This is a genomic window from Pseudonocardia sp. OZ21 (genome assembly GCF_059359135.1).
The window spans coordinates 134,914-160,809 of record NZ_JCADBN010000004.1 but is presented as its reverse complement, the minus strand read 5'-3'; the positions used below and the strand labels follow the sequence as shown (position 1 = coordinate 160,809).

The 25,896-nt window shown below is 71.5% G+C and carries 28 protein-coding genes; 20 read left to right on the top strand and 8 right to left on the bottom strand.

Features of this window, described 5'->3' with window-relative positions:
- The first annotated feature begins 84 nt into the window (after positions 1 to 84).
- The 6 genes from AC5L35_RS10610 to AC5L35_RS10585 all read left to right on the top strand — a co-directional run bounded on the left by AC5L35_RS10610 (position 85) and on the right by AC5L35_RS10585 (position 6,404).
- On the top strand, positions 85 to 1,371 hold the full coding sequence (locus tag AC5L35_RS10610; RefSeq protein WP_495059412.1) for an ABC transporter substrate-binding protein: 1,287 nt from the start codon (positions 85 to 87) through the stop codon (positions 1,369 to 1,371).
- The gene (locus AC5L35_RS10605) at positions 1,368 to 2,330 is read left to right on the top strand and encodes a carbohydrate ABC transporter permease (protein ID WP_495059411.1); all 963 of its coding nucleotides are present in this window, start codon (positions 1,368 to 1,370) and stop codon (positions 2,328 to 2,330) included. The genes AC5L35_RS10610 and AC5L35_RS10605 overlap by 4 nt, the downstream gene beginning before the upstream one ends.
- Positions 2,331 to 2,332: 2 nt before the next feature.
- Positions 2,333 to 3,172: a carbohydrate ABC transporter permease gene (locus tag AC5L35_RS10600; RefSeq protein WP_495059410.1), complete on the top strand. Its 840-nt coding sequence runs from the start codon at positions 2,333 to 2,335 to the stop codon at positions 3,170 to 3,172.
- Between the two features lie 6 nt (positions 3,173 to 3,178).
- The gene (locus AC5L35_RS10595; RefSeq protein WP_495059409.1) at positions 3,179 to 4,396 is read left to right on the top strand and encodes an ABC transporter ATP-binding protein; all 1,218 of its coding nucleotides are present in this window, start codon (positions 3,179 to 3,181) and stop codon (positions 4,394 to 4,396) included.
- Between the two features lie 623 nt (positions 4,397 to 5,019).
- Entirely contained in the window at positions 5,020 to 6,144 is a 1,125-nt protein-coding gene (locus AC5L35_RS10590) for an inorganic phosphate transporter (RefSeq protein WP_495059823.1), read from the top strand.
- 23 nt (positions 6,145 to 6,167) lie between these two features.
- The gene (locus AC5L35_RS10585) at positions 6,168 to 6,404 is read left to right on the top strand and encodes a hypothetical protein (RefSeq protein ID WP_495059408.1); all 237 of its coding nucleotides are present in this window, start codon (positions 6,168 to 6,170) and stop codon (positions 6,402 to 6,404) included.
- Positions 6,405 to 6,519: 115 nt separating this feature from the next.
- Here AC5L35_RS10585 and AC5L35_RS10580 read toward each other — a convergent pair whose 3' ends face one another.
- Complete coding sequence (locus AC5L35_RS10580) at positions 6,520 to 7,356, bottom strand: chromosome partitioning protein ParB (protein WP_495059407.1); 837 nt, start codon at positions 7,354 to 7,356, stop codon at positions 6,520 to 6,522.
- A gap of 129 nt (positions 7,357 to 7,485) precedes the next feature.
- Between AC5L35_RS10580 and AC5L35_RS10575 the strand changes: the two genes are divergently transcribed.
- From AC5L35_RS10575 to AC5L35_RS10565, 3 genes are all read left to right on the top strand, one after another.
- A complete protein-coding gene (locus AC5L35_RS10575; RefSeq protein ID WP_495059406.1) occupies positions 7,486 to 8,355 on the top strand; it encodes a class I SAM-dependent methyltransferase in 870 nt (289 codons plus the stop codon).
- Between the two features lie 220 nt (positions 8,356 to 8,575).
- The gene (locus AC5L35_RS10570) at positions 8,576 to 9,520 is read left to right on the top strand and encodes a DMT family transporter (RefSeq protein ID WP_495059405.1); all 945 of its coding nucleotides are present in this window, start codon (positions 8,576 to 8,578) and stop codon (positions 9,518 to 9,520) included.
- 130 nt (positions 9,521 to 9,650) lie between these two features.
- Positions 9,651 to 11,267, top strand: coding sequence for an AMP-binding protein (locus tag AC5L35_RS10565; RefSeq protein WP_495059404.1), 1,617 nt, complete (start codon positions 9,651 to 9,653; stop codon positions 11,265 to 11,267).
- Here AC5L35_RS10565 and AC5L35_RS10560 read toward each other — a convergent pair.
- A complete protein-coding gene (locus tag AC5L35_RS10560) occupies positions 11,250 to 12,236 on the bottom strand; it encodes a DUF5914 domain-containing protein (RefSeq protein WP_495059403.1) in 987 nt (328 codons plus the stop codon). The two genes, AC5L35_RS10565 and AC5L35_RS10560, sit on opposite strands and share 18 nt — an antisense overlap.
- A 98-nt stretch (positions 12,237 to 12,334) precedes the next feature.
- Positions 12,335 to 13,429, bottom strand: a complete 1,095-nt coding sequence (gene corA / locus AC5L35_RS10555) for a magnesium/cobalt transporter CorA (RefSeq protein ID WP_495059402.1) — start codon at positions 13,427 to 13,429, stop codon at positions 12,335 to 12,337.
- Positions 13,430 to 13,709: 280 nt separating this feature from the next.
- Here corA and AC5L35_RS10550 point away from each other — a divergent pair, with 280 nt between their 5' ends.
- Positions 13,710 to 14,213 (top strand): MaoC family dehydratase, encoded by a 504-nt coding sequence (locus AC5L35_RS10550; protein ID WP_495059822.1) that lies wholly within the window; start codon positions 13,710 to 13,712, stop codon positions 14,211 to 14,213.
- 18 nt (positions 14,214 to 14,231) lie between these two features.
- Here AC5L35_RS10550 and AC5L35_RS10545 read toward each other — a convergent pair whose 3' ends face one another.
- Positions 14,232 to 14,627 (bottom strand): NUDIX hydrolase, encoded by a 396-nt coding sequence (locus AC5L35_RS10545; protein ID WP_495059401.1) that lies wholly within the window; start codon positions 14,625 to 14,627, stop codon positions 14,232 to 14,234.
- A gap of 92 nt (positions 14,628 to 14,719) precedes the next feature.
- Between AC5L35_RS10545 and AC5L35_RS10540 the strand changes: the two genes are divergently transcribed.
- Genes AC5L35_RS10540 through AC5L35_RS10520 form a run of 5 tightly spaced genes read left to right on the top strand, consistent with a single transcriptional unit; the run spans position 14,720 to position 17,534 of the window.
- Positions 14,720 to 14,890: a hypothetical protein gene (locus tag AC5L35_RS10540; protein ID WP_433278732.1), complete on the top strand. Its 171-nt coding sequence runs from the start codon at positions 14,720 to 14,722 to the stop codon at positions 14,888 to 14,890.
- 3 nt (positions 14,891 to 14,893) lie between these two features.
- Positions 14,894 to 15,430 carry a PH domain-containing protein gene (locus tag AC5L35_RS10535; RefSeq protein ID WP_169397444.1) on the top strand — a complete coding sequence of 179 codons (537 nt, stop codon included), beginning with the start codon at positions 14,894 to 14,896 and terminating at the stop codon, positions 15,428 to 15,430.
- Positions 15,431 to 15,450: 20 nt separating this feature from the next.
- Positions 15,451 to 16,323 (top strand): PHP domain-containing protein, encoded by an 873-nt coding sequence (locus tag AC5L35_RS10530; RefSeq protein WP_495059400.1) that lies wholly within the window; start codon positions 15,451 to 15,453, stop codon positions 16,321 to 16,323.
- A 33-nt stretch (positions 16,324 to 16,356) separates the two neighbouring features.
- Positions 16,357 to 17,247: a RecB family exonuclease gene (locus tag AC5L35_RS10525; protein WP_495059399.1), complete on the top strand. Its 891-nt coding sequence runs from the start codon at positions 16,357 to 16,359 to the stop codon at positions 17,245 to 17,247.
- Positions 17,226 to 17,534, top strand: a complete 309-nt coding sequence (locus tag AC5L35_RS10520) for a hypothetical protein (RefSeq protein ID WP_495059398.1) — start codon at positions 17,226 to 17,228, stop codon at positions 17,532 to 17,534. Before AC5L35_RS10525 ends, AC5L35_RS10520 begins: the two co-directional genes overlap by 22 nt.
- 19 nt (positions 17,535 to 17,553) lie before the next feature.
- Here the strand turns inward: AC5L35_RS10520 and AC5L35_RS10515 are convergent, their stop codons facing one another.
- Both AC5L35_RS10515 and AC5L35_RS10510 read right to left on the bottom strand, forming a co-directional pair.
- A complete protein-coding gene (locus AC5L35_RS10515) occupies positions 17,554 to 18,873 on the bottom strand; it encodes an Rv3212 family protein (protein WP_495059397.1) in 1,320 nt (439 codons plus the stop codon).
- Between the two features lie 10 nt (positions 18,874 to 18,883).
- Positions 18,884 to 20,761: a DEAD/DEAH box helicase gene (locus tag AC5L35_RS10510; RefSeq protein ID WP_495059396.1), complete on the bottom strand. Its 1,878-nt coding sequence runs from the start codon at positions 20,759 to 20,761 to the stop codon at positions 18,884 to 18,886.
- Positions 20,762 to 21,023: 262 nt separating this feature from the next.
- Here AC5L35_RS10510 and AC5L35_RS10505 point away from each other — a divergent pair, with 262 nt between their 5' ends.
- Positions 21,024 to 21,692 (top strand): ferritin-like fold-containing protein, encoded by a 669-nt coding sequence (locus tag AC5L35_RS10505; RefSeq protein ID WP_495059395.1) that lies wholly within the window; start codon positions 21,024 to 21,026, stop codon positions 21,690 to 21,692.
- Between the two features lie 109 nt (positions 21,693 to 21,801).
- Positions 21,802 to 22,029 carry a DUF3107 domain-containing protein gene (locus tag AC5L35_RS10500; protein WP_169397451.1) on the top strand — a complete coding sequence of 76 codons (228 nt, stop codon included), beginning with the start codon at positions 21,802 to 21,804 and terminating at the stop codon, positions 22,027 to 22,029.
- Between the two features lie 85 nt (positions 22,030 to 22,114).
- Here the strand turns inward: AC5L35_RS10500 and AC5L35_RS10495 are convergent, their stop codons facing one another.
- Both AC5L35_RS10495 and AC5L35_RS10490 read right to left on the bottom strand, forming a co-directional pair.
- On the bottom strand, positions 22,115 to 22,417 hold the full coding sequence (locus AC5L35_RS10495; RefSeq protein ID WP_495059394.1) for a DUF4873 domain-containing protein: 303 nt from the start codon (positions 22,415 to 22,417) through the stop codon (positions 22,115 to 22,117).
- Entirely contained in the window at positions 22,410 to 23,105 is a 696-nt protein-coding gene (locus tag AC5L35_RS10490) for a TetR/AcrR family transcriptional regulator (protein WP_495059393.1), read from the bottom strand. Before AC5L35_RS10490 ends, AC5L35_RS10495 begins: the two co-directional genes overlap by 8 nt.
- A 51-nt stretch (positions 23,106 to 23,156) precedes the next feature.
- Between AC5L35_RS10490 and AC5L35_RS10485 the strand changes: the two genes are divergently transcribed.
- The 3 genes from AC5L35_RS10485 to AC5L35_RS10475 are packed head-to-tail and all read left to right on the top strand — an operon-like array spanning position 23,157 to position 25,839.
- On the top strand, positions 23,157 to 24,056 hold the full coding sequence (locus AC5L35_RS10485; RefSeq protein ID WP_495059392.1) for an SDR family NAD(P)-dependent oxidoreductase: 900 nt from the start codon (positions 23,157 to 23,159) through the stop codon (positions 24,054 to 24,056).
- Complete coding sequence (locus tag AC5L35_RS10480) at positions 24,053 to 24,946, top strand: AurF N-oxygenase family protein (protein ID WP_495059391.1); 894 nt, start codon at positions 24,053 to 24,055, stop codon at positions 24,944 to 24,946. Before AC5L35_RS10485 ends, AC5L35_RS10480 begins: the two co-directional genes overlap by 4 nt.
- Positions 24,946 to 25,839 (top strand): alpha/beta fold hydrolase, encoded by an 894-nt coding sequence (locus AC5L35_RS10475; protein WP_495059390.1) that lies wholly within the window; start codon positions 24,946 to 24,948, stop codon positions 25,837 to 25,839. Before AC5L35_RS10480 ends, AC5L35_RS10475 begins: the two co-directional genes overlap by 1 nt.
- The last annotated feature ends 57 nt before the right edge of the window (positions 25,840 to 25,896 follow it).

Genomic DNA, 25,896 nt, shown 5'->3' with positions numbered 1-25,896 from the left:
ACGGGAGCACGTATGCGGGGTCCGGTCCATCCGGGTCGGCGGCGAGGACGACGCCGACCTCTCATCGCCGGGGCCTGTGCGGTATTGGCCGCAGCCGCGATCGCGGGGTGCAGCTCGGGGGCCACCGGGCCTCCTGTCCTGAACGTCTACGGTCCCGCCGACGGCGCCGAGCAGTACAGCGCCGCGGCGAAGGACTGCACGGCGGCGTCCGGCGGCCGGTACTCGGTCGTCTACCAGACGCTCCCCAAGTCGGCCGACGACCAGCGGCTGCAGCTCGCCCGCCGCCTCGTGGCCGGCGACTCGGAGGTCGACATCGTCGGCATCGACGTCACCTGGACGGCGGAGTTCGCGGCGGCCGGGTGGATCGAGAAGCTCCCCGAGGACGTCGCCGCGGAGGTGCGCCAGGGCACCCTCGAGGGCCCGCTGCAGACGGCCACCTACCAGGACGCACTCTGGGCGGCTCCGCTCAACACCAACACGCAGATTCTCTGGTACCGCAAGGACCTCTCGCCCACGCCGCCTGCCACCTGGGACGAGATGATCACCGCTTCCGAGCGTCTCCACCAGCAGGGCCTGCCGTCCTACATCGAGGTGCAGGGCGCCCAGTACGAGGGCCTGGTGGTCTGGTTCAACACCTTGCTCAACAGTGCGGGCGGCCAGATCGTCGACGAGGACGGCAACGTGCTGCTCGGCCGGGGTGACGCCGCCGAGAAGGCGCTGTCGGTGATGCAGCGGGTGGCGGCGTCGCCCGCCTCGGACCCGTCGCTGTCGGTGAACAAGGAGAACGACGGTCGGCTCGCGATGGAGGCAGGCACGGCCGCGTTCCAGATCAACTACCCGTTCGTCTACGCCTCGATCCACACGCCGCCGCCCGACGGCGGCGGTGGCGGCACCTTCATCGACGCCCAGGGCAAGCCCACGAGCGCCGACACCGGCCGCCGCGTGGTCGACGAGTTCGCCTGGGCGCCGTACCCGAGCGTGGTGGCGGGGCAGCCGGCCCGGCCCACCATCGGCGGCATCAACCTCGCCGTCAGCACCACGGGTCAGCACAAGGACCTCGCGTTCGCGGCGATCCAGTGCCTGCGCGACCGCGACAACCAACTGCGCAACGCCGTGGAGGGCGGGGTGCCCCCCACCCTCGCCGACCTCTACACCGACCCGTCGTTCCAGGCCAAGTACCCGGCCTGGGAGGCGATCAAGAACTCGCTCGACAACGCAAGCGTCCGGCCGTTGACCCCGGGATACACGAGCATCTCGATCGTGCTGTCGGACCTGCTCAACCCGCCGGCCGCGATCGACCCGGCCACCGCGGTCCCGATGCTCGCCGAAGAGGTCCAGGGCGCCGCCAACTCGGAAGGACTGGTGCCATGAGTAACCAGAGCGGTGCTCTCGCAGCGTCCACCGAGGAGGTGACGCAGCGTCCGGGCGGGCCCACCAAGGCCCAGATGTCGGAGGGCAAGCGGGCGGAGCGCAACCTCGGGCTGCTGCTGTGCGCTCCCGCGGCGATCATCATCGTGCTGGTCACCGCCTACCCCATCGGCTACGCGATCTGGCTGTCGCTGCAGCGCTACGACCTGCGCTTCCCCGCCGAGCAGGCGTTCGTCGGGCTGAGCAACTACGTCACCGTGCTCACGTCGGGCTACTGGTGGCAGGCGTTCGGCGTCACGATGTTGATCACGGTGATATCGGTGGCGATCGAGTTCGTGCTGGGGCTCGCCCTCGCTCTGATGATGCATCGCACGCTGGTCGCCCGCGGCCTGGTGCGCACGGTCATCCTCATCCCCTACGGGATCGTCACGGTGGTGGCCGCGTTCAGCTGGCAGTTCGCCTGGACCCCGGACAAGGGGTACCTCGCCGCGCTGCTGCCCACGGGCAGCGCACCGCTCACCGACTTCGGGTCGGCGCTGGCCATCGTCATCGGTGCCGAGGTGTGGAAGACCACGCCGTTCATGGCGCTGCTGCTGCTCGCGGGTCTCGCACTCGTTCCCGACGACCTGCTCAAGGCCGCGCAGGTGGACGGGGCGGGCCCCTGGCAGCGGCTGACGCAGATCATCCTGCCGATGATGAAGCCGGCGATCCTCGTGGCGCTGCTGTTCCGCACGCTCGACGCGTTCCGGGTGTTCGACAACATCTACATCCTCACCCAGGGCTCCAACGGCACCGGATCGGTGTCGATGCTGGGCTACGACAACCTGTTCAAGGCCTTCAACCTCGGTATCGGATCCGCCATCAGCGTGCTGATCTTCATCTGCGTCGCCCTGCTCGCCGTCCTGTTCATCAAACTGTTCGGCGCAGCGGCGCCGGGCTCCGAGCCGACCGGGAGGCGCTGACGATGGCGACCACGACGGGTGACCCTCGTACGAGGGTCTGGTGGGGCATCGCCGGCCTGGTTGTCGTCCTCTACGCGCTGGTGCCGGTGCTGTGGATCCTGAGCCTCTCGTTCAAGACCACCGACACGATCACCGACGGCAACTTCATCCCGCGCAGCTGGACCCTCGACAACTATGCGCAGATCTTCTCGCTCGACATCTTCACCAGCGCACTCGTGAACTCGATCGGTATCGCGATCATCTCCACGGTGCTGGCGGTGGTGATCGGCACGATGGCGGCCTACGCGATCGCCCGCCTCGATTTCCCCGGCAAGAAGGTCCTTGTCGGGGTGTCGCTGCTGATCGCGATGTTCCCGCAGATCTCGCTGGTCTCGCCGCTGTTCGACATCGAGCGCGCGGTGGGCCTGTTCGACACGTGGCCCGGGCTCATCCTGCCCTACATCACGTTCGCGCTGCCGTTGGCGATCTACACGCTCTCGGCGTTCTTCCGGGAGATCCCGTGGGAGCTGGAGAAGGCGGCCAAGATGGACGGGGCCACGCCGATGCAGGCGTTCCGCTCGGTGATCGTCCCGCTGGCCGCGCCCGGGGTGTTCACCACGGCCATCCTGGTATTCATCTTCTGCTGGAACGACTTCCTGTTCGCGATCTCGCTGACCTCCACCCCGCGGTCCCAGACCGCCACGGTGGCGATCGCGAACTTCACCGGTGCCTCGCAGTTCGCCGAGCCGACCGGCTCGATCGCGGCGGCAGCGGTGCTGCTCACCATTCCGATCATCGTCTTTGTTCTGTTGTTCCAGCGGCGCATCGTCGCCGGCCTGACGTCCGGTGCAGTGAAGGGCTGAGATCACGTGGCTGACATCGTTCTGGACCACATCACCAAGCGCTACCCCGACGGCACCGTCGCGGCCGACGACATCAACATCGAGATCGCCGACGGCGAGTTCATCATCCTGGTGGGGCCGTCGGGCTGCGGGAAGTCCACGGCGCTCAACATGATCGCCGGGTTGGAGGACATCAGCGAGGGCGAGCTGCGGATCGGCGGCGAGCGGATGAACGAGCGGGCGCCCAAGGACCGCGACATCGCGATGGTGTTCCAGTCCTACGCGCTCTACCCGCACATGACCGTGCGCGAGAACATGGGCTTCCCGCTCAAGATCGCCAAGGTGGACAAGGCCGAGATCAACCGCAAGGTCGAGGAGGCAGCGGCCATCCTCGATCTCACCCAGCACCTCGACCGCAAGCCCGCCAACATGTCTGGTGGGCAGCGCCAGCGGGTGGCGATGGGCCGCGCGATCGTGCGCAGCCCGAAGGCGTTCCTCATGGACGAGCCGCTGTCCAACCTCGACGCCAAGCTGCGCGTGCAGATGCGCACGATGGTCTCGAAGCTCCAGCAGCGGCTGGAGACCACCACCGTCTACGTCACGCACGACCAGACGGAGGCCATGACGCTCGGCGACCGCATCGTGGTCATGCGGGGCGGGCACGTGCAGCAGATCGGCTCGCCGCAGACGCTCTACGACACGCCGGCCAACCTCTTCGTCGCCGGGTTCATCGGTTCGCCCGCCATGAACTTCCTGCCGGCGCGGCTCGAGGACGGCACGTTCCGCACCCCCCTCGGCGATCTCGCGCTCACCGACGAGGTGCGCAGCATGCTCGAAGGGGCCGACGCGCAGCGCGACGTGATCGTCGGCATCCGGCCGGAGCACTTCGAGGACGCGTCGCTGGTGGAGGACCACCAGCGGGCCCGCGGGTCGGTGTTCACCGCGCAGGTCGACGTACTGGAGTCGATGGGGTCCGACAAGTTCGCCTACTTCAGCATGGAGGGCGAGCAGGCGATGTCCGCCGACCTCGCCGACCTCGCGGCCGATGCCGGCACCGCCGACGTGCCCGGTGGCGACAGCGGCACGCTGGTCACCCGCCTGTCGGCCACCTCCGGTGTCCGCGAGGGCGTGCGGGCCGAGGTGTGGGTGGACACGAGCAAGATCCAGGTGTTCGACCCGTCGAGCGGGAAGAACCTGACCGCGGGCGCCGGGGTCGGACAGCCCGTCACCACCGACAGCGTCTAGCCCGGTCCTCACCGCACCGCCGCGCCCCCGGTGTCGGTGGCTGCCGGCGCAGGCTGGGAGCGGAGATCGCGGCACCCCACGGGGGTGCTGCGATCTCCGTGTTTCGGACCGCTCAGGGGCGGAGTGGAACGACGTGAACGGGGTGGGAGTCACTGCACCGCCCACCGCGTGCGCAGCCGCGACACGAGCCCCCCGACCGCCACCTGGTCATCCGTCGCCGTCAGGCCGCTCGGCGCGTTGACGGCTGGCAGGTAGTCAGCTGTTCCAGCTGACGGGGGGCACAGATGGGCGTTGGCCCTGGCGACGTGAACCCATCGAGAGGCAATTGTCTTTGCCATGGATGTCGCCGCACCTCCAGAGATCACGAAGGCCGACGCCGCGCCACGACGCACCAGGTGACCTCGCTGATGGGTGACCGCGGCGTCCCGTGGACCCGGCGGCACACGTAAGCGACGACGGGGAGATCGACGCAGTCGGCTCGGGCGTCACGGGCACCCCTGGTCGTCCGGTTCCTGGCCACGCTGCCTCGGGACGGGCCGGGGCAATCCCGGGCGCGAGCGGCGTTCATGGCTGTTCGACGACGGCTCGCAGCGTTGTGCCCTAGAGCTGGAGGAACTGACTGTATGGACCTCTCGATCGTCGTCGTGGTAGTGGTCGCCGCGCTCGTGTTCGACTTCACGAACGGCTTTCACGACACGGCCAATGCCATGGCGACGTCGATCGCCACGGGCGCATTGCGCCCCAAGCTGGCGGTCCTGATCGCCGGGGTGATGAACCTCGCCGGTGTCTTTGTTTCTGTCCAGGTCGCCAAGACGATATCCAGTGGCCTTGTCGATGAAACTCGCATCACCCCCGTGGTGATCTTCGCCGGGCTCGTCGGCGCGATCCTCTGGAACCTGGTGACGTGGCTGTTCGGCATGCCGTCCAGCTCGTCGCACGCGATCTTCGGTGGGTTGATCGGCGCCACGTGGGCGGCTGCTGGAGCCGACGCGATCCAGTTCGGGCAGCTGTTCAGCAAGGTCTTACTGCCCGCCGTGCTGTCCCCGATCATCGCCGGGGTGGTCGCGCTGACAGCCACCTTTCTCGCTTATCGCATCACCGCCCGCGCGGCTCGAGGCCTCGTCAGCAGCGGATTCAGGATCGGCCAGATCGTCTCGGCGTCGATGGTGGCGCTGGCCCACGGCACGAACGACGCGCAGAAGACGATGGGGGTGATCACCCTCGCCCTCATCACCGCGGGCACCCTGCCTGCCGACGCCGGGCCGCCGCTCTGGGTGATCTTGACCGCCGGCCTCTCGATCGCGCTCGGAACATATATCGGGGGTTGGCGGATCATCCGAACCCTCGGCAAGCGGGTGGCCGAGATCCAGACCACTCAAGGTTTCGCCGCGGAGGTCAGCAGCGCCACGGTCATCCTCGCCTCATCGCACCTGGGGTTCGCGTTGTCCACCACCCAGGTCGCGACCGGGTCGATCTTCGGTGCCGGCGCGGGCCGTCGCCTCGCGTCGGTCCGCTGGGGCGTGGCCGGGCAGATGGCGCTCTCCTGGCTGGTGACGCTCCCGGCGGCCGCCGCGGCCGGAGCGGTCGCCGCATATACGGCCAGCATCGGCACCATCGGTATCGCGGTCGTCGCGGTGGTGGGCGCCGCCCTGGCCGCGGGTATCTACGCCCGGTCGCGGCGCCAACCCGTCACGGCCGAGAACGTCAACAACGCGCCTGCGGCAACGCCCGTGGGCGCCAGAGTCTGACGTCGATCCGGGAGGGAGCGGAGATGGACATCGACTGGAGAGCACTGCTCTTGGTGGGGACTGTTTCGCTGGCGGTGACCGTAGCCGTTGTCGTGCTCGTCGCCTTTGCCTTCGTCGGGCTCTCCGCCCGCTCCGGGGCGGCACGTCATGGCGGGGAGGCCAGCGCGCTCAGCGCACCTGTCGGGACGGCTACGGCCTGCGTGTGTCTGGTCGCGACGGCCGCGATCGTCGGCTTCGGCCTCTACCTGGTGGTCGCCTGAGGGCGTGTCAACCGAGCCGGCAAACCGACCAGATGTCCGTCGCCCCTCGGACGGAGCTGACCCCCCACCGTCGAGTGCCGTTGCACTACTGGACCGGCTGCTGCCACCTGGCCGGTCAGAAGTCGGCCCGGAGCCGGTCGACCACCTCGTCGTCCCACCTGTGCGTGCGCAGCAGTCGGTAGCGCTGGCACGCCAGGTGCAGGTAGGCCTCCGCCTCCGTGCGGTCACCGACGAGCGAGGCCTGGTCGAGCATCCGCACGACCGGGCGGTACTCCTCGGAGTACCAGCGCCGGGCCACCGTCTCGCGGTCGAGGTAGCGGTTCTCGTGCTGCATCAGCCGGAACCCCCACGCCTCTACGGTCTCGCTGAGCTCCGCGTAGGACCACGCGTCGGTGACGAGGATGGTGCACAGCGCCGGGCCCGGCAGCGGGACCCGGTCGAGGAACACCCGGCGCAGGTCCTTGGTGATGAGGTCGCCCCGCCGGGAGATCCCGGTGGCGTCGATCCTGGTGGTCACCTCGGTGACGAACGCGTCGATCGACCGCAGCCCGAGCGCGTGTGCCACCGAGACGCGGTGGTGGCCGTCGCGCACGAAGTAGAGCTCGCCGACCTTGTAGAGGTCGATCGGGGGGATCGGCTCGCCGCGCCGCTGCGCGCGCGCCAGCCGCTCCCACCGCTCACGGGTGCGCTGCGAGCTCGGCCGGAACCAGCGGTCGAAGTCGCGCGTCCGGTCGACGCTGCCGACGATCGACTCCAGCGCGACGATCCGGAGGCCGAGCCTGCGCTCCCCGGTGCGCCCCAACGCGGCGACGACCTCGTCGAAGGGCAGGATCTCGGAGACGTCGTCCGGCTCGCGCCGCAGCCACGCGGCCAGCCGCGAGAGCACCTGGCGACGGCGTACCCGCAGGAAGTCGTTCTCGGCATCGGCGGTGGGGAAGCCGGTGGCTGGCATCACGCCTCCTCGGGTGGGGGTCGCTCCTGCCTGGCCTCGACGCCGTGGCCGGCCTCGACCGACCGGGCCACCGGGTCAGAGTACGTGTCATGGAGACGAGATCGGCCGGAATGCGCCAGGATGCAGGACGTGCCTCCCTCGTCGAAGCCGGGTCCCGTCGAGCGCGGAGGAGTACCCCGCTCGTTCGACGCCCACGCGCGCACCTACGACAAGCTCGTCGGGGCCAACCCCGGATACCACGAGCACCTGCGGCTGACGACGAGACGGATGGGTCTGCCGAACCGGGGGGCCGGGCTGCGGCTGCTCGACCTGGGCTGTGGCACCGGCGCGTCCACGGCCGCGCTCCTCGACTCGGCGCCGGAGGCCCGGATCATCGGCGTGGACGCGTCGGGCGAGATGCTGGCGCAGGCCCGGGCCAAGACGTGGCCGCCCAACGTCGAGTTCGTGCACGGCAACGTCGAGAACCTCGCGATGACCGGGATCACCGGGCCCTTCGACGGCATCCTCGCCGCCTACCTGGTGCGCAACCTCGTGCACCGGGACGCCGCCCTGCGTCAGTTCCACCGCCTGTTGCGGCCCGGCGCGCCGATCGCGCTGCACGAGTACTCGGTGCGTGACTCGCTGCGCAGCCGTGCGGTGTGGACCACGGTCTGCTGGAGCGTGATCATCCCGATGGGGAAGATCCGCACGGGCTCCGCCGACCTGTACCGGTACCTGTGGCGCAGCGTCCTGCGGTTCGACGGCGTGGAGGAGCTCACCCGGCGGATGGCTGCTGCCGGGTTCGAGGACCTGCGGGTACAGACCGTGCCGGGCTGGCAGCAGCACATCGTCCACACCTTCCTCGGCAGGCGGCCCGCGACGGAGGAACTCGTCACCGCCCGTTTCGCCGACGCCGACCCCGCCGGCGTCGATCCCGACGCCGCGACCCCGCCGGAGGGCATCGACCTGCCCACCCCGCCGGAGGGCATCGCCGTGACGCCGCCGCCCACCGGCACCTGACGCCGTAACCGACGTGCCCGCACCGGGTAGGCTGCCGCTCGTGCATCGCACATTCCCCATCACCCCGCCGCCCCGCTCCTAGCGGGGCCGCCCGCGCACCTGTCTGATCAGGAGCGCGCCACTCGGTCGACCGACCGGTAGTCCCACCCGCCGGGTGGCGGCTCGGACCGGCCCCGCTTCCGCGACCCATTTCCCTCCGTCGCAGGAGCGCAGAACAGACATGCCCATCGTCCGTACCACCCCCATGTCCGGGGTGTCCCTCCTCATCGTCTCCGGAGTCCTCTGGGGCACCGGCGGGTTGCTCGGCCGGATGCTCGCCGACGCCACCGGTCTCTCCTCGCTCGCCGTGGCGGCCTACCGGCTCGTCGTCGGCGGGCTGCTCATCGTCGGGTACCTGCGGGTCTCCGGCCGCAGGCTGCCGCGCGGCTCCGCATCGTGGCGGCGCATCGCGGCCGTCGGTGTGCTCGCGGCCCTCTTCCAGGGTTGCTACTTCACCGCCGTGTCCCTGACCTCGGTCAGCATCGCCACGCTCGTCGCGATCGGTTCGTCTCCGGTACTGGTGCTGCTGGCGCGTCCCCGGGCTGCGGGGCGACGGCAGGTCGGCGCCGTCGCCCTCGCCCTGCTCGGGCTGGGGCTGCTCATCGGGTCGCCTGCCGAGGTGCCCGGTCTCGCCGGCCCGGTTCTCGCCGGCACGGTGTTCGCGCTGCTCTCCGCGGCCGGGTTCACCGCGATGACGTTGCTGGCGGCGCGTCCCGTCCCGGGTCTGGACGACGCGACCACCACAGGAGCCGGGTTCACCCTCGGCGGAGCGCTGCTCGTGCCGGTGGCCGCCGCCACGTCCGGGCTGGGGTTCGCGCCCGACGTCCGCTCGGTCGGGCTGCTCGTCGCTCTCGGAGCCGTCCCGACCGCGGTGGCCTACACGTGCTACTTCCGCGGACTGCGGACCTCGCCCGCGTCGCTCGGGGTGCTGATGGCGCTGCTGGAGCCGCTCACCGCCGCGGTGCTCGCCGCCCTGCTGCTCGGGGACCGGCTCGGCGCCGTGGGAGTGGCGGGCGCGGTGCTGCTCGGGGCCGCTGTCGTTGCCGGCGGGCGGGCGAGCGGAGAACGTCCCGGTCCGAAGACCGCCCGCTGCAGGGAGATCGAGCAACATCATGGCTGCCCCTGAACATTCCATGGCGTGGTGTGCGGCACGTTGACCCGGTCAGTCCATCTATCGGACTCTCAAGCTCAGAGTGCCTCGGACTCCGAACGGACGTCGGCGGCCGCGCCTCGTCATGCCTCAGGGGGAAGCAGAAGTGATCATCCGTAGCCCGTACCCCGACCTCGACTTCCCCGAGGTCGGGCTCCACGAATTCCTGCTCGGTCGCCTCGACCCGCGGGACGCCGACACGCCTGCCACCGCCGCCGCGGCCGGTGGGTCCGGCTACACCTACGGGGAGCTCGTCTCGGCCGTCTCCGCTGTGGCGACCGGACTGGGCGCGCGCGGGGTGGCGCGCGGGGACGTCGTGGCGATCTTCGCGCCGAACATCCCCGAGTATCCCGCGGTGTTCCACGGGGTACTCACGGCGGGCGCCACGGTGTCGCCGGTCAACGCGCTCTACACGCCGGGCGAGCTCGCCCACCAGCTGCGCGACTCCGGGGCGCGGGTTCTGTTCACCGCCCCGGAGTGCCTGGATCGGGTTCGGGTGGCCGTGACGCACGACGGTGTGACGGTGGACGAGATCGTGGTGCTGGGTGAGTGCGCCGGTGCCGGCGGCCTGGTGCGGGAGACGCCATGGGGTGAGTTCCTGGAGACGGTGGACCACGGCGCCGCTGCCCACCCCACGGTCTCGCCGGACGACGTCGCGGCCCTGCCCTACTCATCAGGCACCACAGGCCTGTCGAAGGGCGTGCAGCTCACGCACCGCAACCTCGTTGCGAACCTGCTGCAGGCCATGCCGTTCGGCTGGAGCAAGCCCTATACGCGCCATCTCGCCGTGATCCCGATGTCTCACATCTACGGGGCGGCCGCCGTCATGAACAGGGTCCTGCACCAGCGAGGCCTCATCGTCACGATGCGGCGATTCGAGCTCACGGCGTTCCTGCAGGCGGTCGCCGAGCACCGCATCGAGCACCTCAGCGTGGTCCCACCGATCATGCTCGCACTCGCGCACAGTTCGCTCGTTGACTCCTACGACCTGAGCAGCCTGGGCGTCGTGGCGTCGGCGGCCGCGCCGCTCGACACCAACCTCGCCATGGCGGTCGCCGACCGGCTGCACGTCACCGTCCTCCAGGGCTACGGGCTCACCGAGTCCAGTCCCTCCATCATCGCCATTCCCGTCGACCGGCCCGACATCGACCGCGGCAGCCTCGGCGTGCTGATGCCGAACATCGAGGCCCGGGTGGTCGACCCGCAGACGGGCAAGGACGTCGAGACGGGGGAGCCGGGTGAGCTGTGGTCCCGCGGACCGAACATCATGCGCGGTTACCTGAACAACGACGAGGCCACGGCGGCCACCCTGGATGCGGACGGGTTCCTGCACACCGGCGACATCGTGACGGTTTCCGATGACGGCGTCTTCCGCGTGGTCGACCGGCTCAAGGAGCTCATCAAGTACAAGGGCCACCAGGTCGCTCCCGCGGAGCTGGAGGGGGTGCTGCTCACTCACGAGGGCGTCGCGGACGCCGCGGTGCTCGGTGCGCCCGGGCCGGACGGCGAGGAGTGGCCGAAGGCGTTCGTCGTGCCGCGGCAGAGCTACGCACACCGCGCAGCCGAGGACCTCGCCGAGGACGTGATGGCCTTCGTCGCGGAGCGGGTGGCGCCCTTCAAGAAGGTGCGGGAGGTCGAGTTCGTCGACCGGATCCCCAGGTCGAGCGCAGGCAAGATCCTGCGTCGGGAGCTGCGCGAGCGGGAGTCAGGAACGGGCGCGTAGCTCGTAGCGGCGCTCGGCGTAGGCGATGTCGTCGCGCCAGAGCCGCCGCGCGGCCATCCCGATCAGCGGGCGCAGCGCACCGGCGGCGCGGCGCGTGTGGCCGAACCCCGGACGGTCGGAGTGGGCCACAACGGCCTCGATGACGGCGGTGCGGGGCGCGCCGTCCGGGCCCGGTCGCAGTGGCGTGGCGTGGGTCTCGACGACGCTGCCCGCTCCCTCCCCGTCGACGATCTGCATGGTGATCGTCCGCGCGTCGGGGCAGCTGAACTCCGCCCGGACCGGCACTCCGAAGCGGGTGCCCACGGTGAACGTCACCTCGATGAGAAAGCGGTCCTCCGCCGGGCCGCAATCGATCGGTGGCGCGCTCAGCACCTCCAGCGCCGTGAACGAGTACGGGTGGAACCAGGCGCCGTGCCACGGGTCGAGCCGGTTGGCGATGACGTCCTCCGGCTCGCAGCGTCCGATCACGGTGGCCACCGCGGCGAGACCCTGGTTCGCGGGGCGGGGGCCGAGCACCGGGGCGTCGGAGGGAGGGCCGGCCGCCGTGTCGTCGAGCCGCACCCAGGCGAGCACGCCGTCGTCGTGGGCGGGGAGGGTGCGCCAGCCGGGACGGCCGCCCGGTTCGAGCGCCAGGCCGTGCCACCGGCACACGAGCCGCCCGTCGTGCACGGGGGCATCGCACAGCGCGGCGCCGAGATGGGGGCAGGCGCCGGGCCCGACGTGCAGCGCACCGGCGTTGTCGCGCCACGCCACGAGTTCCCGCCCGGCGACGACACGACCGAACGCCCGGCCGTGCCGGATCTCGCGGCTGCCGGCGAGCACGAACCACCCCCCGGGCGAGCGCTCCCGCGCCCGCTGCAACGCGGCCCCGATGAGGGCAGGCTTCGCGTCGGCCCACGTGGGTTGCTGCTCGGCCCAGCGCGGGCGCTGCAACCGGCGCAGCGGGTTGACCGGGCGGTGCTCGTTCACAACGGCCAGGCTAGGACGGCCGGCGGCACCCCGCCCGTTGATGGCCGGACCCCGTCGGGTGGAGTGCGGCCCCCACTACCCGGCCCGTCGGGTGGGTGTCAGAGCCACTCGTTGCGCCGGAACACCCGGAACAACCCCGCACAGATCACGATGATCGCCACCCACACCAACCCGTAGCCGTAGCGCCAGTGCAGCTCGGGCATGTTGTCGAAGTTCATGCCGTAGATGCCCGCGATCATGGTGGGCACGGAGACGATCGCGACGTACGCGGAGATCTTGCGCATGTCGTTGTTCTGCCGCATCGTGATCTTGGCGAGCACCGCGTCGACGAGCGTGGTGAGCAGCTCGTTGAAGCCCGCGATCCGTTCGGTGACGGTCGTGAGGTGGTCGTCGACGTCGCGGAAGTAGGACCGTACGTCGTGCGGCACGAGCGAGCTGTAGCCCTCGGTCAGCTTCCGCACCGGAGCCCCCAGCGGCACGACGGCGCGGCGCAGTTCGAGCACCTCGCGCTTCATGACGTAGATCTGCTCGGAGTCGACCGCCGACCGGGGTGCGAAGACCTCGGTCTCCATCTCGTCGATGTCGGTCTCGATCGCCTCGGTGACGCCGAGATAGGTGTCGACGATGTGGTCGGCGATCGCGTGCAGCACCGCGGCCGGCCCCAGCGCGAGCTGCTCGGGGTCGGCCTCCAGGTGGTTGCGCACGTCGCGCAGCGAGGAGTGCTCGCCGTGGCGCACCGTGATCACGAAGTCGGGCCCGAGGAACACCATGACCTCGCCGGTCTCGACGATCTCGTTCTCCGCCGATGCCTGCGGCTTCCCCGTGTAACAGACCGTCTTGAGCACCATGAAGAGCGTGTCGTCGTAGCGCTCCAGCTTCGGACGCTGGTGGGCCTGCACGGCGTCCTCGACGGCGAGCTCGTGCAGACCGAAGACGTCGGCGATGCCGGTGATCTGCTCCTCGTCGGGCTCGTGCAGTCCGATCCAGACGAAGGCGTCGTCCCGCGAGCGCACCTCGGCGAGCGCACGGTCGTGCGACCAGTGGCCGGGGAGGCGCCGGCCGTCGACGTACACGGCACAGTCGACCACGTACGCGGAGATGGGGACCCGCAGCTTGGGGAGCAGCGAAGCGCTGCCCTTCACGGAGAGCCGACCGGCACGGATGGCGGGCCGGAGTGAGGACAGGGGCGGCACGAGGTACCTCCGGAGAGTTCGGGACGCGCGGGCGTGCTCGTCGCGCGGACACATGGAGCTCGCGTCCCGACCGGGGTGACCGTCAGCAGGTCGCCATGTCGAGAACGCGGCGACTACTGCAACCGGGTGCCGTGGGCACCGCGCTCACCTCCTCGTCCACTGCTCGATCCGTTGCTCGTGGCCAGTCGCGCACCGACGGGAATCCATCGGTGGGGGTTCGCGGGGGCCTGCGTCTAGATTACGCCTACCACCTGGGCTATCGACGATGGAGGCGGCAGCGTTGCAGTTCGGTCGGTACTACGAGGAGTTCGAGGTCGGAGCCGTCTACAAGCACTGGCCGGGCAAGACGGTCACCGAGTACGACGACCACCTCTTCTGCCTGCTGACCATGAACCACCACCCGCTGCACATCGACGCGAACTACGCCGAGGAGACCACGGAGTTCAAGCGGAACGTCGTGGTCGGCAACTACATCTACTCGTTGCTGCTGGGGATGTCGGTGCCCGACGTCTCCGGCAAGGCGATCGCCAACCTCGAGGTGGAGTCGCTCAAGCACACGCGCCCGACGTTCCACGGCGACACCATCTACGGGGAGACCGAGGTGCTGGGCAAGACCGAGTCGAGGTCGAAGGACGACCGGGGCGTCGTCCACGTCGAGACCCGTGGGTACAAGCAGGACGGCACGGTCGTCTGCACGTTCCGCCGGAAGGTCATGGTGCCGAAGCGGTCCTACGGGGACGCACGCGGCGGCGATCAGCCGGGCCGCCCGGTGCCGCAGTCGTGACGTTCCACCGCCCGCCGGTCAGCGTGGCAGCGCGTCCCACTCGGTGAGGGTCTCGAGGAGCTGGGCGACGAGTGGCAGCTCGGCCAGCGCGGCGGCGTCACACCACTGGGCGTCGAGCGCATCGTCACCGGCCCGCAGCTCGCCACCCACGATCGTGCACCGGTAGTCGGCGATGCTGTAGGGCCCGCGTTGCACGCGCCCGACCAACGGCCCGGGCCGGACGACCAGGCCGGTCTCCTCCGCCATCTCCCGTACCAGGGCGGCAGCGTCGTCCTCACCGGGCTCGACCCGGCCCCCCGGGAGCGACCACAGCCCGCGCCCGGGTTCGTTGCCGCGGCGGATGAGCAGCAGCCTGCCCCAGGTGTCGTATGTCAAGGCCCCCACACAGGGGACATGTTCACCTTTTTGGATCATGCTCGTCGACCATACGGCCCCGCGTGCCGGATACCCTGGTGCTCGCTGGTGCGGTACAAATCAGTTGCAACCGGTCCTCTTACGCCAGAACGGTGGGTGTGGTGAACCTCAAGAAGATCGTCGGGTTCCTTGCGATCGCGTTGGTCGTCTTCTACATCTTCACCCAGCCGGACAGCGCGGCAGGATCCATCGAGAGCATCGGCACCACCCTGCGCAACGGCGCGGAGTCCGTGATCCGGTTCTTCAACCAGCTCGTCGTGTAGCCGGTGCTGGCTCCCCGCGAGATCGACGAGTACCTCCTCCCGACCGAACGTCGGGTCATCCGGGTGCGGCAGCACTGGGCGTTCATGTGGAAGCACGTCGTACTGACCGCCCTCTTCCTGCTCGCCATGGTGCTGCTCGAGCGCTACCTGCCGGACAGCGTGCTCATCGACAACCTCACGTTCTACCTGGCGCTCGTGGCGGTGCTGCGGTTCACGGTGCTCACCATCCTGTGGTGGATCGAGCGCATCGTGATCACCGACAAGCGCGTGATGCTCGCTCAGGGCATCATCGTGCACAGCGTCGGCATGATGCCGCTCGGAAAGGTCACGGACCTGACGTTCGAGCGCTCGCTCGGCGGTCGGATCATGGGCTACGGCACCCTGATCGTGGAGTCCGCAGGCCAGATCCAGGCGCTCAACCGCATCGACTACATGCCCCGCCCCGAGGAGATCTACGAGGCGCTCTCCGAGCTGGTCTTCGGCGAGAAGGGCAAGACGAGGGCCACGGGCATGCTCGCCCGAGGCCGCTGGCGGCGGTAGCCCGCAAGTTAACCTCAGGTGTGGCCCGCCTTCGCATCGACCTGCACACCCACTCCACGGCATCCGACGGCACGGACAGCCCGGCCGGGCTCGTCACGGCCGCGGCTGCCGCGGGCGTCGATGTCCTGGCGATCACCGACCATGACACCACCGCGGGCTGGGCCGAGGCCGCGGCGGCGCTACCCGGTGGGATGTCGCTGGTGCGCGGGGCTGAGCTGTCGTGCATCAGCCCCACGGGCCGGAACGAGCGGGACGTCGCGGTGCACCTGCTGGGCTATCTCTTCGACGCCGAGCACCCCGCGGTCGTCGCCGAGCAGAGCCGCTTGCGGGCCGAGCGCGTGGAGCGCCTGCAGCGCATGGTCGAGAAGATGGCCGCCGACGGTTACCCCGTCGACGTCGAGACGGTGTTCGGCCTGCTTCCCCCCGGTGCGAGCGCCGGGCGCCCGCACCTGGCGCGGGCCCTCGTGCTGGCCGGTGTGGTGGAGTCGGTGAACGAGGCGTTCGCGACGTTGCTCTACAACGGCAGCCCGTACTACGTGCCCAAGGCCGACACCCCGATCCACACCGCGATCGAGATGGTGCGGGCCGCGGGTGGGGTCACCGTGTTCGCCCACCCGCTCGCCCGCAAGCGGGGACGGGTGGTGGAACCGTCGATGATCGTCGAGCTGGCGGCGGCCGGGCTGACCGGCGTCGAGGTGGACCATCCCGATCACTCCGCGGAGGACCGCGACCTCCTGCGCGGGCTCGCGGCGGACGCCGGCCTCGTGGCCACGGGGTCGAGCGACTACCACGGCACCAACAAGACCACCCCGATCGCGGCCGAGACGACGAACGAGGACGCTCTCGGGACGCTGGTGGCCGCCGCCACCGGCGCCGAGGTGCTCACCGGCTGACCGGGCCCGGGTGCTGGGCATTACGGTGCTCGCGTGAACGGCGGTGTGCAGCTCGGGCTCGACTTCGCGACCACCCGGCTGGTACGGGTGACGCCGTCGAGGCTGTCCACCTGGACCGACTGCCCCCGCCGGTACCGGCTGACCTACCTGGACCGGCCGTCCCCGCCGCGGAGCGGCGCCAGGGCGCACAGCACTCTCGGCGCCGTCGTACACCTCGCGCTGCGTGCCCTGTTCGAGCTGCCACCGGCGGAGCGCACGCCACGGGCGGCAGCGGCTCTCGTCGACCGGCACTGGACGAGCGAGGGATTCCGGGACGCCGCCCAGGCCGCGGAGTACCGCGAGCGGGCGCGCGGGTGGGTGGCGGACTACATGGCCGAGTGGAGCGCAGGCGGAGCGAGCATCGATACCGAGTGGAGCGCCGACGCGCCTGACGGGCAGGACGTCGACGCCGTCGGGCTGGAGCAGTGGGTGTCCGTCGCGACCGACCGGATCGTCGCCGAGGGCCGCGTCGACCGGATCGACCGGCGGGGAGCGGACCTGGTGGTCGTCGACTACAAGACGGGTCGATGGGTCCCCACCGCCGAAGACGCCAGGTCCTCGCAGGCGCTCGCGCTGTACGCCGTGGCCACCGAGCACACCGTGCGGCGGCCCTGCACCCAGGTGGAGCTGCACCACCTGCCGAGCGGGCAGGTGGCGACCTGGCAGCACGACCGGGCGTCGCTGGGCGAGCACGTCCGGAAAGCCGAGGAGACGGCGGCCGAACTCGCCGGCGCGGCCGACGAGCTCGCCGCAGGCGGCGACGCCGAGGAGCTCTTCCCGGCCCGGCCGGCGGCGCGATGCGGGGCGTGTGAGATGCGCCGCAGCTGCCCGGAGGGACGAGTCGCTGCCCCGGAGCGGGACCCATGGGCTCTGCTCGCGCCGTGAAGGACCGGCGCCGGGGAGCCGGGGGAGTGCTGCGAGGGCTGTCCGGCCTGCTCGCAGGCGGGCTGGTGGCACTGCTGGTGGCGCTGGGCATCGCCTGGTACGTAGCGGACCGGACCGGAACGTCCGGCCCGGGCGGCCACACCCTCGTGTGGCATGCCGTCGCGGCTGTGGCGGCGGTGGTGGCCCAGCGCTACGCCGACCGGAACCGGGGAGCAGGTGGGGCCGTGGCGGCCGTCGCCGTGATCGTGATCGCCGCGGTGCTGCTCACCACCGAATGGTTCGCCTGACGGCTCCCGGCGATCGGGGTCAGCCGCCCGGCCGCAGCGCGACCACCTCGGTGCCGCGTTGCTCGAGCAGCATGTTGCCCGCAGCCGCGAGTCGCACCGGAGCCGTGGGATCCGCACGGGTGACGGGGAGCGTGCGCAGCACGGTTCCCCGAGCAGGGTCGAGCACCTGCAGCCCGGCGGGAACCGGGACGAGGAGGCTGCCGCCGTACGGCTGGGCGGGCCCGAGGGTCCCGTCGGCCGTCCACTCCGGGGTGAGATCGGTGCCGTCGAGGGCGATCGTCCGGGAACCGGTCCACCAGTAGACGCGGTCGTCCCGGTCACCGCTCCGGTCGGTGCTGCCGAGGGTGGGCCCGGTCGTCGCGGCCGGGGCGGCGGAGTCGGACGCCAGGTCGGCGTCGGGCACGTCGAGGGAGACCAGGCCGATCTGCTGACCGGTGGCGTCGAGCACCTGGAGCCGCGGCGGGTTCTGCAGCGCGACCGCCACCCGATCGGCCGTGAGGGCCACGAGCGTCGCCCCGGCTGCCGGAAGCGGGACGGAGAACTGCACGTCAGGGGTGTCGGCGCCGTCCTCGCCGTCGGCGGCGAGCACCGTGAGCCGGTCGGTCTGCTCGCCGGGACAGCGTTCGATGACCCCGACCCTGCCGGCGTTGACCGCCGCCGGGCCGTACGTGCAGTCGGGCCTCGGCTGGCGGCCGGTCTGCACGGGTGTGGTGACGTCGCCGTACTCGGCGGTCCGCACGAGGTCGCTGCGCCAGACCTCCAGGTAGTCAGCGCCGGTGGCGAGCACGTAGGTGTTGTCGGCCAGCAGCCGGGTGCCGGGACGTACGTCCGGGTTGCTCGCGGTCAGCCGGGTACCCGTGTCCGGGCGCAGCGCCGTGAGCTCGCTGCAGTAGCCGGTGGTGCCGGCGAAGAGCGCGAGGAGACGCCCCGGGCCGCCGTCGGGGAACCCGAAGTCGACGGTGCAGAGAGACCGGTCCCGCGTGTAGCTCCAGCTCTCGGCGCCGGTGGCCGCGGTGCGCCCCACGACGCGCGAACCGTCGGCGGTGACCACGGCAGGCCCCGCGACGACCGGATGGTCGGTGGCACCACTGGGGGCCCGCCACGCCTCACTGAAGGCGGTCGGCACGCCACCGGCCGGCGGTGGCGGCACGATCGGCGTGGCGGCCGGGTCGTCGGTGGTGCCGGCCTCGGGGCTCGTGCGCCACACGACGACCCCGCCCCCGATCAGCACCAGTGCCAGGACGGCCGCCGCAACGACGTCGCCGGGGCGACGCCGTTCCGGACGCAGACGCGGCTTGGGCTGCGGGGACCGCAGCCGCTCGCTCGGCTCGACAGGCACCGGAGGCAGATCAGCTGGCGGCGGCAGCGTCCGCTGCCGGTCCGTCGCTGCTCTCGCCGCCTTCGCCGCCACCACGACGACGCGAACCGCCGCGGCGCCTGCGCCGGCGCGGGCGTTCGCCCTCGCCGCGCGGAGCGGCTGCGTTGTCCGGGCCGGTGGCCGCCTGATCGGCAGGTGCGTCGACAGTGCCACCGCTCGCGGTGGTGGCGGTCGCGGCGGTGACAACGGCGGGCTCGCCGCCGGTGGCCTGGTCGGGGGCGTCGCCCGAGACGGTGCCGCCTGCTGCCCCGCCCGACCTGCTGCGGGTACGGACACGGGGCTTCCGCGGCGGCCGGGGCTGCTCCGGGCTCTCGTCCTTGGAGTCGGGGCGGGCGCCGGCGGCGCGGGTACCGCGGGCGGACTTGTCTCCCCGCTTGCGGCCGCCGTGGTCGCCCTCGGTGTCGACGTACTCGGCGTCCAGCCCGGCCCGGGTGCGCTGGGAGCGCGGCAGGCGTCCGGTGGCCGACGTGGCGATGGCCAGGTCGGAGTACAGGTGGTCGGACGTGGAGTACGTCTCGACGGGCTCGGGCATCCCGAGGCTCAGGTCGTCGCTGATGAGCTTCCAGCGTGGGATCTCGTCCCAGTCGACCAGGGTGACCGCCACGCCCTCCTTGCCGGCCCGGCCGGTGCGGCCGATCCGGTGGACGTAGGTCTTCGAGTCCTCGGGGCACTGGTAGTTGACCACGTGCGTGACGTCGGTGACGTCGATGCCGCGGGCGGCGACGTCGGTGGCCACCAGCACGTCGACCTTGCCGGAGCGGAACGCGCGCAGCGCCTGCTCGCGGGCACCCTGGCCCAGGTCGCCGTGCACGGCCGCGGCCGCGAAGCCGCGTTCCGCGAGGTCGTCGGCGACGCGCTGCACCGTGCGCTTGGTGCGGGCGAAGATCATCGTGAGCCCGCGCCCGTCGGCCTGGAGCACGCGGGTGAGCAGCTCGACCTTGTCCATGGCGTGGGCGCGGTAGACCAGCTGCCGCGTGCGCTCGTGGATCGAACCCTGGTCGGCCTCCTCCGCACGGATGTGCGTGGGCCGGTTCAGGAACGCGCGCGACAGCGCGATGATCGGGCCGGGCATGGTGGCCGAGAACAGCATGGTGTGCCGCTTCTCCGGCAGCATCCGCATGATCCGCTCGACGTCGGGCAGGAAGCCCAGGTCCAGCATCTCGTCGGCCTCGTCGAGCACGAGGGCCTTGACGCGGCCCAGCACGAGGTGGCGCTGCTCGGCGAGGTCGAGCAGGCGGCCGGGCGTGCCGACCACCACGTCGACGCCCTTGCGGAGGGCGGCCAGCTGCGGCTCGTAGGCGCGGCCACCGTAGATGGCGGTGACCCGGACGCCGAGGTGCTTGCCTGCGTCGGCGATGTCCTTCGCGACCTGCACGCAGAGCTCGCGGGTGGGCACCACCACGAGGGCCTGCGGCACGTCCTTCGTGCGGTCGGCGGCCTCCCCCTCGGCGTTGGCAGCGGGCTGCTCGGACGGCGGCACGACGCGCTGCAGCAGGGGGACACCGAAGCCGAGGGTCTTACCCATACCGGTGCGGGCCTGGCCGATGATGTCGTCGCCCGCGAGCGCGAGCGGAAGCGTCAGTTCCTGGATCGCGAACGTGCGCTCGATACCGGCCTCGGCCAGCGCTCGAACGATCTCCGGGCGCACGCCGAGCTCGGCGAAGGTGGGAGAGTCCGGGGCAACGGGGGCGCCGGCCTGCAGCGGGTGCGCCTCGACGATCTCGTCGGCGGCAGCGTCTGTGGAGTTATCGGGGGAGTCCGCGGGGGACTCGCTGAATGTGTCGTTCTGAACGGACAGAATGATCGCCTCTCTCCGCGCACAGGAGCCCGGGGCCGGCTCGTCGACCACCGGCTGCCCGTACCGTGAAGGTCACGGCGCGCCCTGATGGGAGAACCGACAAGGCGCTGCACGCACCAGGTCGTTGCGGCTCCGGTCCTGTGGCCCCCGGTTCGGGAGCTCCGGGGCGGTGGCCGCGGGTAGGCGCGCACCCGTGCGGGCGCTGCGCTGGGCCTATCCTACCCGGTGCCCGCTTCCGGGGTCAGCTCGGCGCGCCGGACGGCAGGGTGACGTGCACCGCCCCCCGACTGCACATGACCTCTAGGCTCGGCGCATGGTGACTGCGCGGGCGGCGGATCCCGCCGGAGCGGGGCGGGCGACCATCGACCTGCTCGGCGTGCTGGCGTACGGCGAGCTGTCCGCGTTCGACCGCCTGGCGGAGGACGCGAGAACCGCCCCGACCCTCAGTGGACGGGCCGCCCTGTCGGCCATGGCGGCCGCCGAGATCGGCCACTTCCGGATGCTCGAGGAGCATCTGCGCGGCCTGGACGTCTCCGTCGAGGACGCCATGCGCCCTTTCGTGGCGCAGTGGGACGCCTACCACGCGTCCACCGCGCCCCGGACGTGGCTGGAGTCGCTGGTCAAGGCCTATCTCGGCGACGGGCTGGCAGCCGACTTCTACCGGGAGATCGGGGGCTGGCTCCCGGGCCCGACGGGCGCGCTGGTGCAGCAGGTGCTCGCCGACACCGGGCACAGCGCGTTCGCCGAGCGTGAGGTCAGGGCGGCGTGCGCGAGCAGCAGGCAAGTGCACGACCGGCTCGCACTGTGGGGTCGCAGGCTGCTCGGGGAGGCCGTCACCCAGGCACAGCACATCGTGGCCGAACGCGACGAGCTGGCCGAGTTCATCGTCACCGGCTCCGGTGATCTCTCCGGGCTCGCCACGCTGCTCAGGCGGCTGCAGTCCAACCACGCCAAGCGGATGGCCAGGCTCGGGCTCACCTAGTGCGGCGCTCCTAGTTCGCCCAGGGCGGACCGCCCGTCCCCGCCCGGGGCCTTCACCTGCACTAGCCTGGGCCGAGCCAGTTCGACAAACGTGACCAGGAGGTCAACCGGTGGAGGTCAAGATCGGCATCGCGGAGAGCGCGCGGGAGCTCGTGGTGTCCAGCGACCAGACGCCGGACGAGGTCCAGGCTCTGGTCGACGAGGCGTTCACGAGCGACGACGGGCTGCTGCGCCTCGTCGACGACAAGGGGCGGCGCTACCTCGTCCGCGCGTCGCAGATCGCCTACGTCGAGATCGCCCCCGCCACCGCGGGGCGCGTCGGCTTCGCGATCGGCTGAGCGAGCCTCCGGCCCGACCGCACACACCTCCTGGCCACGGTGCGCACGTCCTGACCTGTGCACCGTGGCCACTTGGTGTGTGCGGTCAGCCGTCGAGTGGGAACGGTGGAGTCCCCACCCCCGTCACGCGGTAGCGGCCCCACGGGTCGACGTCGCCGACCCGTGCCGTGGCCGTGCTGCCGCCCGCGTTCAGCGCGATGTGGCTCGCCGGCGCGGTGAGCGCCGCGTGCAACCCGGGATCGGCCTCGCCGTCGAGCGTGACGCGCCCGAACCAGTGGAGCCTGCCGTCCTGCGGTTCATGGCGGGCGTCGAGGATCGCCAGCACCGGCACCTCACGCCCGTCGACGGTGAGCGTCGCCGGCCCGCGGTAGCCGTCGTCGTCATCCACGGTGTCCTCCTGCGCCGGGCTCGCGGGGCACCAGCCGGAGCGACGCCGGTGCGGCCGGTGCCGCGCCGAGCGCCCCGGCGATGCCGCCCCAGATGAGGGTGGTCAGGTAGTCGGTGAGGGCGCTGCGGCTCATCGTGCGCCGCTCCAGCCACCAGTCGCCCGCGCTCTGCACCATCCCCACGAGTCCCTGCGCCCACGCCTCCGCGCCTCCGGAGTCGAGGCCGAGGCTGCGCTGGCGCTCCCCGATGAGGGTGGCGAGCGTCCGCGCGATCTGCTCGCGCGCGTCGTCGACGACCTCGGCGCCCGGCGCCCGCTCGATCGGGTGGTGCACGACGAACCTCCAGAGCTCCGGTTCGTCCTCGATGCCGGCGAGGAACGCGTCGACGACCCCGCGGATCAGGTCCACCGGTTCGCGCTCCGGGTCCAGTTCGGGCGCCATCCGGGCCATCAGGAGTGCTGCCGCCTCCCGGCCGACGGCGCGCTGCAGGTCGGCGCGGTCGGTGAAGTGCCGGTAGAGCACGGGCTTCGTGATGCCGGCCTGCGCGGCGATCTCGGCGACGGAGACGCCGGGGCCGAGGGTCCGGACGGCGTCGATGGCCGCCTGCACCATCTCGGCGCGTCGCTCGGTGCGGCGACTCTGCCGGTCCGGCGGGGGTCCCGGCTTGACAGGTGGGATGTCGTTCGGCACCGTACCAGTGGTAACAGTTACCACGGGTAACAGCAAGTATGAGGGGGCGTCATGGCGGGAACCGGCACGGAGCCGGGCATCACGGCGGGCGACCGGGTGCTGGTCACCGGGGCCGCGGGCGGCCTGGCCGCACCGGCGGCCGCCCGCCTGCGCGCGCTGGGCGTGCACGTCGTCGGCCTCGATCTCCGCGCGGACGAGCACACGATCGCCTGCGACATCACCGACGATGCCGCGGTCACCCGCGCCGTCGACGAGGCCGTGGAGCGGCTGGGCGGCCTGGACGCCGTGGTGCACTACGCCGGAATCGGCATCCCGAACGACGCAGGCGGTCCGCCTGCGCCCGACGCCCTCCGGGTGATCGACGTCAACCTGCTCGGCGCGTGGCGGGTCACCGCAGCCGCGTTACCCGCGCTGCTCGAGGGCCGCGGCGGCCGGAAGGGCCGCGTCGTGTTCGTCGCCAGCGAGCTGGCCTACCTGACGCTCCCGTTCGTGTCCGCGTACAGCGTCGCGAAGCGCGGGATGACCGCCTACGCCGACGCGCTGCGCGTCGAGTACGGCTCCGACCTGCACGTCACCACCGTCTACCCCGGCTACGTCCGTACCCCGATCCATGACGCGGGCCGCGAGGTCGGCCTCGCGCTGGAGGGCCAGGTGCGCCGCGAGGAGGTCGAGGACGTCGTGGCCACCGTGCTGCGCGTCCTCACCGCAGGCCGGCCGCCGCGGGACACCGCGTGCACCCGGGGTGGAGCGATCGAGCTCTGGGCCGGGCGGCACCTGCCCGGCCTCCTCGGGCCCGCCGTCGCCCGGCGCATCCGCAGGCGCGCCGCGACAGGCCACTTCGACGGCTCGCCGATCGCCGCGGGCCTCGTCCGCAGGCTGAGCCGCCGCAGCGCCGACGCCGAGTCCAGCACCGACCCCACCACCCCCGACAGGGAGAGGAGCGCGTCGTGACCGTGCAGACCCGCAACGACCGGGAGGCCACCGCCGAACGGTTGCTCCGCTCGTCGCTCGACCACTCCTACGAGCCGAACATCGACATCGACTGGGACGCGCCGCTCCTCGACGGTGGCTGGGGCCTTCCCGAGCACCGGGTGTCTCTCTACGGCACGCAGCTGTGGGAGGGGCTCAGCGAGGAGCAGCGACGCACGCTGTCGGTGCACGAGCTGTGCAGCATCGCCCGCATCGGGCTCTGGTTCGAGATGATCCTGATGCAGATGCTGCTGCGGTACTCCTACGACCGCGACCCGCGTCGCCGCCACATCCAGTACGCGCTCGTCGAGATCGCCGACGAGTGCCGCCACTCGGTCATGTTCGCGAAGATGACCGAGCGCTACGGGGTGCCGGACTACGCGCCCCGCCGCATCACCCACGAGCTCGGCAGGCTGTTCAAGACGGTCGCGTCCGGGCCCGCGATGTTCGCGGGCACGCTGTTCGTCGAGGAGATCCTCGACCAGTTGCAGCGCGAGGCCATGCGGGACGAGACGGTCCAGCCGCTCACGCGGATGGTCAACAAGATCCACGTCACCGAGGAGGCGCGGCACGTCCGCTACGCCCGCGAGGAGCTGATGCGGATCATGCCCGGCACCAACGCCGCGGAGCGTACCGTCGCCCGCTACCTGTCCTCGCGGGTCGCGTTCGTCGTGGCCCGCAACCTGATCCACCGCGACGTCTACCGTTCGGTGGGCATCGACCCGGTCGCCGGGCACAGGGCGGCGCTGGCCAACCCCCACCACCAGGAGATGCTGCGCTGGTCGGCTCGCAAGCTCGTGCCGTTCCTGCGGGAGCAGGGGCTCATCGGCGGCCCCACCGAGATCCTGTGGCGAAAGGCGCACCTGATCTGATGTCAGTTCGACGATCCGTCCCCGCAGCGGACGGCGTGGCCCTGAACGTCGAGATCGACGGTCCGGCCGACGCGCCGGTCACCGTCGTGCTCGCCCACGGCTGGACGCTCGACCTGCGTATCTGGGGGCCGGTCGCCCGGTCGCTCACCGACGGTCCGATCCCCGCCCGCGTGGTGCGCTACGACCACCGGGGGCACGGGAGCTCGGCCGTCGTCGATCCGGCGACGATGACCATCGAGCAGCTCGCCGACGACCTCGCCGAGGTGATCGCCGCGACCGCGCCGGACGGCCCGCTGGTGCTCGGCGGCCACTCGATGGGTGGCATGACGCTGATGGCGCTGGCCGAGAGGCATCCCGGCGCCCTCGATCGGACGGCCGGCATCGCGCTCGTGTCCACGGCGAGCGGCGGGCTCGGCGACGGCATGCTCGGCCCGTCCCCGCGGACCTCACCGCTGGCGCGCCGGATCGAGGAGCGGGTGTACGGGTCACGCCGGTGGTCCACGCGGTCCTCCCTCGGCCGTCCGCGGCTCCTCGCGCCTGCGCTGAACTGGCTCCTGCTGGGCCGGGATGCCGACCCCGAGGCACGGCGGATCACGGCCGAGATGGTCTGCTCCTGCCGCCCGCTCACCGTGTCCGGCTTCCGTCCCACCCTCAGCGCCCACGAGCGGGACGCCGCTCTCGAGGCGTTCGCGTCGATCCCGACCACGGTGCTCGTGGGATCGCGGGACCGGTTGACGCCGGTGGCCGCCACGCGGCGCATCGGGGCGGCGCTGCCGTCGGCCGAGTCGACCATCTACCCGGGAGCGGGGCACATGCTGCCGCTCGAGCGGGCGGTGGGAGTGGGCGCCCGCATCAGCGCGTTGGTGGCGGGCGCGGCACTGGCCGATCGCTGAGCCGACTGCGGCTCTCGTTCGCCGTGAGCGGAAGGTTTCGCCCGGCGTGAAGATGCC

Bases quoted from the DNA above. Each gene is read 5' to 3' on its own strand.
- AC5L35_RS10605 (WP_495059411.1), top strand. From the start codon at position 1,368: ATGAGTAACCAGAGCGGTGCTCTCGCAGCGTCCACCGAGGAGGTGACG.
- AC5L35_RS10600 (WP_495059410.1), top strand. From the start codon at position 2,333: ATGGCGACCACGACGGGTGACCCTCGTACGAGGGTCTGGTGGGGCATC.
- AC5L35_RS10590 (WP_495059823.1), top strand. From the start codon at position 5,020: ATGGACCTCTCGATCGTCGTCGTGGTAGTGGTCGCCGCGCTCGTGTTC.
- AC5L35_RS10585 (WP_495059408.1), top strand. From the start codon at position 6,168: ATGGACATCGACTGGAGAGCACTGCTCTTGGTGGGGACTGTTTCGCTG.
- AC5L35_RS10580 (WP_495059407.1), bottom strand. From the start codon at position 7,356: ATGCCAGCCACCGGCTTCCCCACCGCCGATGCCGAGAACGACTTCCTG.
- AC5L35_RS10570 (WP_495059405.1), top strand. From the start codon at position 8,576: ATGCCCATCGTCCGTACCACCCCCATGTCCGGGGTGTCCCTCCTCATC.
- AC5L35_RS10545 (WP_495059401.1), bottom strand. From the start codon at position 14,627: ATGATCCAAAAAGGTGAACATGTCCCCTGTGTGGGGGCCTTGACATAC.
- AC5L35_RS10520 (WP_495059398.1), top strand. From the start codon at position 17,226: ATGGGCTCTGCTCGCGCCGTGAAGGACCGGCGCCGGGGAGCCGGGGGA.
- AC5L35_RS10505 (WP_495059395.1), top strand. From the start codon at position 21,024: ATGGTGACTGCGCGGGCGGCGGATCCCGCCGGAGCGGGGCGGGCGACC.
- AC5L35_RS10485 (WP_495059392.1), top strand. From the start codon at position 23,157: ATGGCGGGAACCGGCACGGAGCCGGGCATCACGGCGGGCGACCGGGTG.
- AC5L35_RS10475 (WP_495059390.1), top strand. From the start codon at position 24,946: ATGTCAGTTCGACGATCCGTCCCCGCAGCGGACGGCGTGGCCCTGAAC.